The organism is Phenylobacterium sp. (assembly GCF_030697305.1).
Taxonomy (GTDB): Bacteria; Pseudomonadota; Alphaproteobacteria; order Caulobacterales; family Caulobacteraceae; genus Phenylobacterium.
This window is the reverse complement of sequence record NZ_JAUYQL010000061.1, coordinates 48,379-57,905: the sequence shown is the minus strand read 5'-3', so window position 1 is coordinate 57,905 and position 9,527 is coordinate 48,379. Positions and strand designations below refer to the sequence as shown.

Annotated in this window: 10 protein-coding genes; 4 read left to right on the top strand and 6 right to left on the bottom strand. The window is 69.3% G+C overall.

The window, feature by feature from the left end:
• On the top strand, nucleotides 1–979 hold a 979-nt coding region (locus tag Q8R27_RS07125; RefSeq protein ID WP_305698357.1), incomplete at its 5' end, for a L,D-transpeptidase.
• Between the two features lie 47 nt (nucleotides 980–1,026).
• Nucleotides 1,027–1,647, top strand: a complete 621-nt coding sequence (locus Q8R27_RS07120; RefSeq protein ID WP_305698356.1) for a beta/gamma crystallin-related protein — start codon at nucleotides 1,027–1,029, stop codon at nucleotides 1,645–1,647.
• On the opposite strand, the gene Q8R27_RS07115 is transcribed toward Q8R27_RS07120, so the two are convergent.
• Genes Q8R27_RS07115 through Q8R27_RS07105 form a run of 3 tightly spaced genes read right to left on the bottom strand, consistent with a single transcriptional unit; the run spans nucleotide 1,644 to nucleotide 4,993 of the window.
• The gene (locus Q8R27_RS07115; RefSeq protein ID WP_305698355.1) at nucleotides 1,644–2,735 is read right to left on the bottom strand and encodes an aromatic ring-hydroxylating dioxygenase subunit alpha; all 1,092 of its coding nucleotides are present in this window, start codon (nucleotides 2,733–2,735) and stop codon (nucleotides 1,644–1,646) included. The genes Q8R27_RS07120 and Q8R27_RS07115 overlap by 4 nt on opposite strands.
• Nucleotides 2,736–2,768: 33 nt before the next feature.
• A complete protein-coding gene (locus tag Q8R27_RS07110) occupies nucleotides 2,769–4,367 on the bottom strand; it encodes an alpha-amylase family glycosyl hydrolase (RefSeq protein WP_305698354.1) in 1,599 nt (532 codons plus the stop codon).
• A gap of 2 nt (nucleotides 4,368–4,369) precedes the next feature.
• Entirely contained in the window at nucleotides 4,370–4,993 is a 624-nt protein-coding gene (locus tag Q8R27_RS07105) for an ATP-dependent Clp protease proteolytic subunit (RefSeq protein ID WP_305698353.1), read from the bottom strand.
• Nucleotides 4,994–5,116: 123 nt separating this feature from the next.
• Here Q8R27_RS07105 and Q8R27_RS07100 point away from each other — a divergent pair, with 123 nt between their 5' ends.
• Nucleotides 5,117–5,845 carry an extensin family protein gene (locus Q8R27_RS07100; protein ID WP_305698352.1) on the top strand — a complete coding sequence of 243 codons (729 nt, stop codon included), beginning with the start codon at nucleotides 5,117–5,119 and terminating at the stop codon, nucleotides 5,843–5,845.
• 45 nt (nucleotides 5,846–5,890) lie between these two features.
• Nucleotides 5,891–6,652: an SDR family NAD(P)-dependent oxidoreductase gene (locus tag Q8R27_RS07095; RefSeq protein WP_305698351.1), complete on the top strand. Its 762-nt coding sequence runs from the start codon at nucleotides 5,891–5,893 to the stop codon at nucleotides 6,650–6,652.
• Here the strand turns inward: Q8R27_RS07095 and Q8R27_RS07090 are convergent.
• From Q8R27_RS07090 to Q8R27_RS07080, 3 genes are read right to left on the bottom strand one after another with little or no spacing between them, the layout of a single operon-like run.
• Nucleotides 6,642–7,823, bottom strand: coding sequence for an aminotransferase (locus Q8R27_RS07090; protein ID WP_305698350.1), 1,182 nt, complete (start codon nucleotides 7,821–7,823; stop codon nucleotides 6,642–6,644). The genes Q8R27_RS07095 and Q8R27_RS07090 overlap by 11 nt on opposite strands.
• A gap of 14 nt (nucleotides 7,824–7,837) precedes the next feature.
• Entirely contained in the window at nucleotides 7,838–8,194 is a 357-nt protein-coding gene (locus tag Q8R27_RS07085) for a response regulator (protein ID WP_305698349.1), read from the bottom strand.
• Between the two features lies 1 nt (nucleotide 8,195).
• Complete coding sequence (locus Q8R27_RS07080; protein ID WP_305698348.1) at nucleotides 8,196–9,509, bottom strand: sensor histidine kinase; 1,314 nt, start codon at nucleotides 9,507–9,509, stop codon at nucleotides 8,196–8,198.
• Nucleotides 9,510–9,527: the final 18 nt, after the last annotated feature.

The window sequence follows — 9,527 nt, the reverse complement described above, 5'->3', positions numbered from 1 at the left end:
GCCCGCCGCGCCCGCACCGGCGCCGGTGGTGACCGCATCGGTCTCGCCACAGGCCCAGGCGATCGACGCGGCGGCCTTCGTGGCTGCGCCCGCGACGCCCGCCCTGGCGCGCGACGGGCTGATTCGCGCCCAGGTGCTGCTCGACCGCGCGCACTTCTCCCCCGGCGTCATCGACGGCCAGGCCGGCGAGAACGTGCGCCAGGCGGTGGCCGCCTTCGAAAAGGCGCGCGGACTGCCGGTGGACGGCGTGCTCGACGATCAGGCCTGGGCGGCGCTCACGGCGGCAGACGCCCAACCAGCCATGCAGGACTACGCGATCGCGCCGGAGGATGTCGCCGGCCCGTTCGTCGACAAGATCCCCACCGACACCGCCGCCATGGCGGCGCTGGATCATCTGGCCTACGCCAGCGCTGCCGAGTTGCTGGCGGAGAAATTCCACATGGATGAGCGCCTGCTTCGCGCGCTCAATCCCGCCGCAGACTTCACCAAGGCGGGGACGACGATCGTCGTCGCCGCGGTCGGCGCCCGGCCGCTGGCCGCCAAGGTCGCTCGGATCGAGGTGGACAAGGCCGAACGCGAAGTGCGCGCCTACGGCGCCGACGACGCCCTGCTGGCGGTCTATCCGGCGACGGTCGGCAGCGCAGATCGCCCGGCGCCTACGGGCGAGTGGGAGGTGCGCACCATCGCCCCCAATCCCACCTGGACTTACGATCCTTCGCGCCTGACGTTCGGCAAGGAGAAGAAGAAGCTGACCATCGCTGCGGGGCCGAATAATCCCGTGGGCGTGATGTGGATCGACCTGACCAAGGAGACCTATGGCATCCATGGCACGCCGGACCCGGTGAAGGTCGGCAAGGCCGAAAGCCACGGCTGCGTGCGTCTGACCAACTGGGACGTCCAGCAACTTGGCGCCGCGGTGCTTAAGGGAACCAAGGTCGTGTTCGTCGGCGCCGAGGGCGCGGCCGGCAAGGCGACATGAGCGTCACAGTGAGCTAGTCGTGTGAGCCGAAAACCGGGAGATGCAGCATGCGGATGATCCTGAGCTTGGCGGCGCTGTCGTTGCTGGCCGCACCGCCGGTCCTGGCCCAGCCGGGCGTCTATCATCCGCCGCGCGGCAGCTATGAGCGACTGTGCTCCAACATCCAGATGAACGGCCAGCTGATGAGCGCCACCTGCCGCGGCGCCCGCGGCGCGGGGCAATCGACCATCAACATCCTGAGCTGCGACAGTGATATCGGCGTCGATGCCGAGGGCGGCCTCATCTGCGCCGGCGGTCCCGCCGCGCCGACGCAGCCCTACCGGCCCCCGACGCAGCCCCCGGTTTATGATCGCCCCGATCCCAACTATGGCGGCGGGCCAGGCTGGAACGGCGACTATCGCCCCGGCCGTGGCGGCGGCGCCTCTCTGTTCGGCGGTCGTGGATGGCGCGGGCCGGCGGTTCGGATCCGTGGGAACACGCCCAACCTTGACCAGACCGGTCTGAACGACCGGGTGCGCTCGATCCAGTTGGAGCGGGGCTCGGGCCCGTGGCTGATCTGCAGCGACGCCGACTACCAGGGTCGGTGCACGACGATCCGCGACAGCGTCACCGACACCCGTCGGCTCGGAATGGGCGATTCGATCTCGTCGCTTCGGCCGCTGCGCTAGCTGCGCCAGCGCAGGGTCGCCGCTTCCACCGGATTGACGAACGGGCGGCTCTCGCGCCGCGCCGCTGACCACTCGCGCTTGAGCTGCTGGTACCACTTGGCCTGGCGGTCGGCGTCGTCGATCCACAGCAGGGTCGGGTCGTAGCGCAGGCCCTGGTTCTGCAGGTTCACCCTGTCGCCGTCCTGGCGCAGGTAGGCCCGCGCGCCGGCGGCGATGAACGGGCGCAGGAAGACGAACGCCGGGTGGTCCGACCAGACGATCTGGGTGATCCGCGTGGTCTTGGCGTCCACGGGCGTCAGGCAGGTCAGCGACAGCACCTGACGCGCGCCCACCGTCACATGTTCCCAGCGCAGGCCGGGCAGGCGGAAGGTGATCTCGGTCAGCGGCTCGCCGCCGAGGATGGCGTAGGCGCGGCTGTTTTTCGACGGCTCGTGGCGCACCATGGCGAAGCCGGCGTCGCGCGGCTCGAAGCGCTTGGCTTTCTCGTGCTGGCTCTTGGCCGATCGCCACCACCACTGCTGATGCACATACGGTCCGTGGGCGGGATCCATCAGCCCGACCACCGCGTGGTCGATGTGGGCGTCGAAGGTCATGCGGTCGACCAGCTTGGGCTTGCCGCCGACAACGCCCGGGAAGGTCGGCGGGTCCTGGTCCGGCTCGCCCGAGCCGACCCAGATGAACACCAGGCCCTGGCTCTCGACCACCGGATAGCGGCGCACGCGGATGCGCGTGACGTCCATCTCCTGTCCCGCCGCCAGGGAAGGGATGGCGGCGCAGGCGCCGTCCAGGCCGAAGCGCCAGCCGTGGTAGGGGCACTCGACGGTTTCGCGCCCGTCCGCCTCGCGGGTCAGCTTGCCGGCCGACAGCGGCGCCGCGCGGTGTGGGCAGACATCGCGCAGCGCGATCAGACCGCCGCCCTGGGTGCGCCCCAGCAGCACCGGTTCGCCCAGCAGTTCGTAGCGCGCCATGCGGCCGGGTTTCAGCGCGTCCGCGAGTTCGACGAAATACCAGATGTCCGCAAGGAAGCCCTCGCCGAAGCGGGCGGCTGCGGCGGGCGCGCGGGCAGGCTTGGCGTCGCCTTCGGGCATGCCCGCGTTGTAGCCGCGCTTGGGGGCGCGAGGCTAGGTGTTCGCGCGCGGCAGCGTGACCCAGGCGAACGCCTGGGCGTCCAGACGCAGCTCTGCGCCATCCAAGGCGGCTGCGCCGTACGTAAGCAGCACGCTCGCGCCAATCAGCCGCGAATCATCGACGCTTTCCGCCTCCGCGCCCAGGTTGAAGGCGCAGAGGACCTGCTCTTCGTCCGTCTCGCGCAGGAACGCGACGACGCCGCCGTCGGCGCGCAGCAGGCTCATCTCGCCCAGCCGCAGGGCGGACGAGCTGCGCCGCGCGGCGATCGCACGCCGGGAGAACGCCAACATCGAGTCCGCGTCGTCCTCCTGGGCGGCGACCGTCAGGCCCGCGTGCTCCGGCGCAGCCGGCAGCCACGGCGCGCCGTCGCTGAAGCCCAGGTTGGGCGCATCCGCCCGCCACGGCATCGGCGTGCGGCACCCGTCGCGGCCACGCACCGTAGGCCAGTACAGATCGCCGACTGGATCGCGGAGCTGCCGACGGGTCAGCGCCGCCTGCGGCAAGCCCAGCTCCTCGCCCTGGTAGATCAACGGATTGCCGCGCAGCGCGCACAGCAGCGCGAACGAGATCCTTGGCGACACCGAGCCGAAGCGCGTCGCGGTGCGAACGATGTCGTGGTTGGAGAAGGCGATGGACGGCCAGTGCCCGGGATGGGCCTCCATCCGCGCGGCGTGATCGCGCATCAGCGCCGGCGTGAGCACCTCGGCGTGCAGCAGTTCGAAGGCGTAGCCGGAGTGCAGGCCCTGGTCCGGCGGCAGATAGGCGCCAGAACGTTCCGGCTCTTCGAAGAACTCGCCGAACACGAACCGATCGCCGAACGCCTCGACGCGGCGGCGGATGAGGTCCAGCATCTCGACGTTTTCCGGCAGGTTGGCGTCGTTGACGTGACGCTGCAGGTCGCTGGCGTGGCCCCACTGCGCGGGCGTGCGCTGATCCACGGGTACAGCGGGATTATCGGTCAGGTCTGCGTCGTGCAGATAGGTGCCGGCGACATCGAGGCGGAAGCCGTCGACGCCACGGGCCAGCCAGGTGTCGAGCACGGCGAGCGCGGCTTCGCGCGCGCCTGGCGCCCGCCAGTTCAGCTTGGGCTGCTGGCGTAGGAACTTGTGGTGGTAGTGCTGGCGGCGCGCCGGCTGGTAGGACCAGGCGGGCCCGCCGAACACCGACAGCCAGTTGTTCGGCGCAGTCCCGTCGGGATGCGGATCGGCCCAGACGTACCATTCGGCCTTTTCGCCGTCCGGCCCCTGGTCGCGGCTGGCGGCGAACCAAGGGTGTTCGTCAGAGGTATGCGACAGCACCTCGTCGAGGATCAGCTTCAGGCCGCGCGCGTGGCATTCGGCGAGTAGGGCCTGGAAATCCGCCAGCGTCCCGTAGTCGGGGTGCACGCTGTCGAAGTCGGCGACGTCATAGCCCCAGTCGCGGTCGGGCGAGGGGTGGATCGGCGACAGCCAGATCGCGTCCACCCCCAGGCCCTGCACGTAGTCGAGCTTGGCCAGGACGCCCGCAAGGTCGCCCTGGCCGTCGCCGTCCGCGTCGTAGAAGCTGCGGACGTAGATCTGATAGACGGCCGCCCCCTTCCACCAGGGCGACATGGTCAGGCCTCGTCGATGCGCCGGATGATCCGCGAGACCACGCCGTATTCGACGGCCGCTTCGGCGCTCATCCAGAAGTTCCGCTGGGTGTCCTTGACGATCTTGTCGAAGGTCTGGCCCGTCTCCTTGGCGATCATTTGATTGACGCGGTCACGCATCTTCACGATCTCCTCGGCCTCGATCTGGATGTCGGAGGCCTGGCCGCGCACGCCGCCTGCAGGCTGGTGCAGCAGGAATCGGGTGTTCGGCAGGCAGAGCCTGTTTTCCTTCTCCGCGCCCAGGAAGATGTGCGCGCCGGCGCTGGCCACCCAGCCGGTGCCGATGACCTTCACCCGTGGCCCGCAGAAGCGGATCACGTCGTGGATGGTGTCGCCGCTCTCGACGTGCCCGCCGGGAGAGTTGATCAGCATCCGGATGTCCTTGTCGCTGTCGGCCGCCATGGCCAGCAGCTGCGCGGTCACCCGCTCGGCCAGGCGCATGTCGATCTCGCCGAACACCAGCACCGTGCGGCCCTTGAACAGGGCGTTCTGCACCGGGCCGGACGTCATCGGCATGTCCGGCAGGCGCGCCTTGTCGTCTTCGTCGCCGTCGTCGTCGTCCAACCGGCCGGTCAGCATGTGGCTCATCTCCTGGTTCGCAAGTCGGCGCGCAACCTGCGTCGGGCGGCGGCGCGCCGCAAGGGGGCGCGAGGACGGATCGGGCGATAGCTGTGCGAACCCGCGTCGCGCCTGGGCGTTCCCGATGTCTGCATGCCCCTCAAGCCCGCCTCGCCGTTCGCACGTTTCCTGGCCGGCGTCTGGTCCACGGCGCTCGACCTCGCGGTCGTCGGCATGGCGCTGGCCTTCGCGGTCGACGCCTGGGCTCCGCCGCAGGACCTGCCTTGGAAGCCGCTGCGGCTGGCCGACCCGCCGGGTCTGGCCACGACCATGAAGTTCACAAGAGCGGCGGACGATCCTGCCGCCTGCCGCGCGGTGATGCGCGAGGGCGGGGTCATCTTCTCGGAGGAACCCGAACGCAGCGAGGGCTTTTGCAGCACGCATGACGCCGTCCGCCTGCTGTCCGGCGCGATCGCGCTTTCGCCGGCGGCACCGGTGATGACCTGCCGGCAAGCCCTGGCCTACGTCTTCTGGAGCCGACATTCGGTGCAGCCCGCGGCGCGCTCGCTGCTGGGCGAACCGGTGGCGCGCATCGAGCACTATGGGACCTACGCCTGCCGCAACGTCTACGGCCGCAGCCAGGGCCGGCCGAGCGAGCACGCCACGGCCAACGCCCTGGATGTTGCGGCCTTTCGTACGGCCTCAGGGCGTCGGCTCACGGTGTCGGGTGATTTCCGAGACGAGGCAAAGAATGGCGCATTCCTGCGCGCGGCGCGCGATGGGGCCTGCCGCTGGTTCCGCGCGGTGCTGAGCCCGGACTACAACGCCGCTCACCGCGATCACCTGCATCTGGATTTCGGCCGCTACCGGCGTTGCAGCTAGCCGCCGCCTTGGGCACAACGGCGCATCGCCCGCAGGAGCTCGCGCATGGAACTTTTCGACCTCACCGGCAAGGTGGCCGTGATCACCGGATCGTCCCGCGGCATCGGCCTGGCGATCGCCGAACGCATGGCCCAGCACGGGGCCAAGGTGGTGATCTCGTCTCGCAAGGCCGACGCCTGCGAAGAGGCCACGGCCTCGATCAACGCCCGCTATCCCGGCGCGGCGGCGTCGATCCCGGCCAGCATCTCATCGAAGGAGGCCCTGCAGCATCTCGTCGACGAGACGCGTCGTGTGTTCGGCAGGATCGACATCGTGGTCTGCAACGCCGCCTCCAACGTCTTCTACGGCCCGATGAGCGAGATTTCGGACGAGGCGCTGCGCAAGACGCTCGACAACAATGTCGTGTCCAACCACTGGCTGATCCAGATGGTCGCGCCGGAAATGAAGGCGCGCCAGGACGGCGTGGCGATCATCATCTCGTCGATCGAGGGCCTGCGCGGCAGCGCCCACATCGGCGCCTATTCCCTGTCGAAGGCCGCAGACATTCAGCTCGCCCGCAACCTCGCCCAGGAGCTGGGACCGCATAATATCCGGGTCAACTGCATCGCGCCCGGCCTGGTGCGCACCGACTTCGCCAAGCCCCTGTGGGACAATCCCGAGCCTGAACAGCAGAGCCGCTTCGTAACGCAACTTGGTCGGGTCGGCGAGCCGGACGACATCGCCGGCGCCGCGGTGTTCCTGGCGGCGCGCTCAGGGTCCTGGGTGACGGGTCAGACCCTGGTGGTCGACGGCGGCGTCATGTGCTGACCGATAAGGCGGCGCGCGAGAGGTCCCTGGCGTGGGAGAGGCGCCGCACAGCTTCGTCCAGCACTTCGTCCTGCTTGGCGAAGCATAGGCGTATGAGGTGACTGGGCGCATCCGTCTCGTAGAAGGCCGAAACGGGGATCGCCGCGACACCGGCCTGGGTCACCGCGCGCAGGCAGAAGGCCCGGTCGCCCTCCGTCACGCCTGACGCCGCCAGGTCGACGATGAGAAAATAGGTCGCCGGCGCGGCCAGCACGGAGAAGCCGGCGGCGCTCAGGCTGGCCCCCAGGCGGTCGCGCGAGCGCTGCAGGTCGGCAGGCATGGCGGTGAACCAGTCGGCGTCCTCGTTCAGCCCCCAGGCGACGGCGACCTGCAGGTTGGGCGGGGTGGTGAAGGTCAGGAACTGGTGGGCGCGGGCCAGCGCCTGGGTCAGGGCCGGCGTGGCGCATAGGAAGCCGACCTTCCAACCGGTGAGCCCGAACATCTTGCCCGCCGAACCGATCTTCACCGTACGCTCGCGCATGCCCGGCAGCGCCATCAGCGGCTGGTGCCCGCGCCCTTCGAAGGTCACCTGCTCCCAAACCTCGTCGCAGACGGCGATCAGGTCGTGGGCGATACAGACCTCGGCCAGCAGCGCCAGATCCTCGGCCGGCGACACGGCGCCCGCGGGATTGTTGGGGTTGTTCAGCACCAGCAGCCGCGTCTTCGGCCCGATCGCGGCCTCCAGCGCCGCGCGGTCCAGTCGCCAGTGCGGCGGCTGCAGGGTCACCAGGCGCACGATGCCGCCAGCGCGACGGATCAGCGGCAGGTAGGCGTCATAGAAGGGTTGGAACACCACCACCTCGTCGCCCGGCTGGATCAGGGCGAAGAAGGCAGAAGCCAGAGCCTCCGTGGCCCCCGACGTCACCGTGACTTCGGTGCTCCAGTCGAGGTCCAGATCCTGGCGGCGGCCGTAGTGACCGGCGATCGCCTGGCGCAGTTCCGGCAGCCCCGACATCGGCGGATACTGGTTGTAGCCGTCTAGGACCGCTTCGGCCGCCTTTGCGCGTACGCCCAGCGGCCCCGGATCGTCAGGGAAGCCCTGGCCGAGATTCACCGCCCCATGGGCGCGCGCCAGCCCCGACATCTCCTCGAAGATGGTGGTCGGCATGTCGCGGTAGACGGGATGGCCCAAAGCGCAGCGAGGGATCAGGCGGCCGCGCCGCGCAGGGCCTCGTCCAGGTGCCGGCGGCTAATCGGCTTGGCCAGGAAGCCGAGGGGCTCGATTGCGGCCATGTCCTTGCGGAAGGCTTCGGTGATGCTGCCGCTGACGAACAGCGAGCGCACGCCCAGGCGGCAATAGAGCGTGCGGGCGAGCTTGCCGCCGTCTGTGTTGCGCGCCAAGCGGATGTCGATCACCGCCATGTCGGGTTTGGTCTGTTCGGCGGCCTCGAGGCCGGTGAAGGCGTCGGCGGCCTCGGCGCATACTTCGTGCCCGAGATCCTGCAGCAGCCACGCGATATCGAGAGCGATGAGGGCGTCGTCCTCGACGATCAGGATCCTCATGTCAGGCGACGCTCCTGGGGAACTCGACCAGGAACGTGGCGCCGACGGCATTGTTTTCCACGCTCAAGCTGCCGCCAAGCTGGCGGGACAGCGCGTCCACCACCCTCATGCCCAGACTCGTCTTGGAAGCCATGGAGAACCCCGCCGGAACACCGTCGCCCTCATCCGATATGCTCAACCGGTGATGGTCGCCCACGGTTCGCAAACTAATACGCAACCTGCACGGACGATCCGGCGGGCAGCCGTATTTCAGGGCGTTGGTGATAAGTTCGTTCATGATCAAAGCCAAAGGCGCGGCCTGGGCCATGTCCAGCACCAGCGGCTCGACGTCGGTTTCCAGGGTTATATCCTCGCGTCCCATGGAGTCGACCAGTTCGCGCGCCAGGCCGGCGGCGTAGCTGCCGGCGTCGAAGTCGCCGACCTTCCCGGCGTTGCCGTAGATCTGTTCGTGCACACGTCCCACCGCGACGATGCGGCCCAGGGTCTTGTCCAGCGCCGAGGCGACGACCGGATCGTCCGTCGTACGCGACTGCATGCGGACGACGCTGGCGATCTGCTGCAGCGAGTTCTTCACCCGGTGGTTCACTTCGGCGAGCAGGAGGGTGCGCTGCTGCAACAGCCCGCGCAGCCGCTCAGCGGTTTCCGCCTCGACCTCGCGATCGACGTTGATGTCACGCAGCGCCTTGATGAACAGCCAACCCAGGGCCACGGCGAACACCAGCAGCGCCAGCGCGCCGACCAGTCGCAGCGTCGCCGCCCGCGCCCGGCGCTCAGCCTCCAGGTGGGCCTCGACACCGTCGAGCACGGCGATCTGCTCGCGCACGGCGCGCATCACCGCAGTCCCCTGGCCGCTTCGCACAAGCGCCAGCGCATCTTCGCCTCGGCCTTCATGGGCCAGGCCGACGCCGCGTTCCAACAACGCCAGCCGTTGGCGCGTCAGGTCGCTCAGCGCCTGTGCGCCGCGTTGTTGGGAGGGATTGTCGCGGGTCAGGAATTCGACTTCGGTGACGCGGCGGCGCGCACGCTGGTCAGCATCGTTCAGTTGACCGAGTGCGACGGGCGTCCGGGTCAGCAGATACAGGCGGTGCGCCGCCTCGGCTTCACTCAACGCCTGGTGGACGTCGCTGATGCCTTCGCGCACCTCGCGGGTGTGCAGCACCATGCCTGTGGCGTTGTCGTACCAGACCAGCAGCCCGCCCAGGATCGCGAAGGCGCCGAACAATGCAGCGACGGTGGCGGCGAGCAGGCGGAAGGCGCGCTCGCGGGCGGCCTGGCGATCGCGCCCGCGCAGGCCCTCGACTTCGCCTTCGTCCACCGCGTCAGACCTTCATGT

What these genes read in the sequence shown, in the direction of transcription:
- Q8R27_RS07120 (WP_305698356.1), top strand. Translation starts at nt 1,027, where the DNA reads ATGCGGATGATCCTGAGCTTGGCGGCGCTGTCGTTGCTGGCCGCACCG.
- Q8R27_RS07115 (WP_305698355.1), bottom strand. Translation starts at nt 2,735, where the DNA reads ATGCCCGAAGGCGACGCCAAGCCTGCCCGCGCGCCCGCCGCAGCCGCC.
- Q8R27_RS07110 (WP_305698354.1), bottom strand. Translation starts at nt 4,367, where the DNA reads ATGTCGCCCTGGTGGAAGGGGGCGGCCGTCTATCAGATCTACGTCCGC.
- Q8R27_RS07105 (WP_305698353.1), bottom strand. Translation starts at nt 4,993, where the DNA reads ATGAGCCACATGCTGACCGGCCGGTTGGACGACGACGACGGCGACGAA.
- Q8R27_RS07100 (WP_305698352.1), top strand. Translation starts at nt 5,117, where the DNA reads ATGCCCCTCAAGCCCGCCTCGCCGTTCGCACGTTTCCTGGCCGGCGTC.
- Q8R27_RS07095 (WP_305698351.1), top strand. Translation starts at nt 5,891, where the DNA reads ATGGAACTTTTCGACCTCACCGGCAAGGTGGCCGTGATCACCGGATCG.
- Q8R27_RS07085 (WP_305698349.1), bottom strand. Translation starts at nt 8,194, where the DNA reads ATGAGGATCCTGATCGTCGAGGACGACGCCCTCATCGCTCTCGATATC.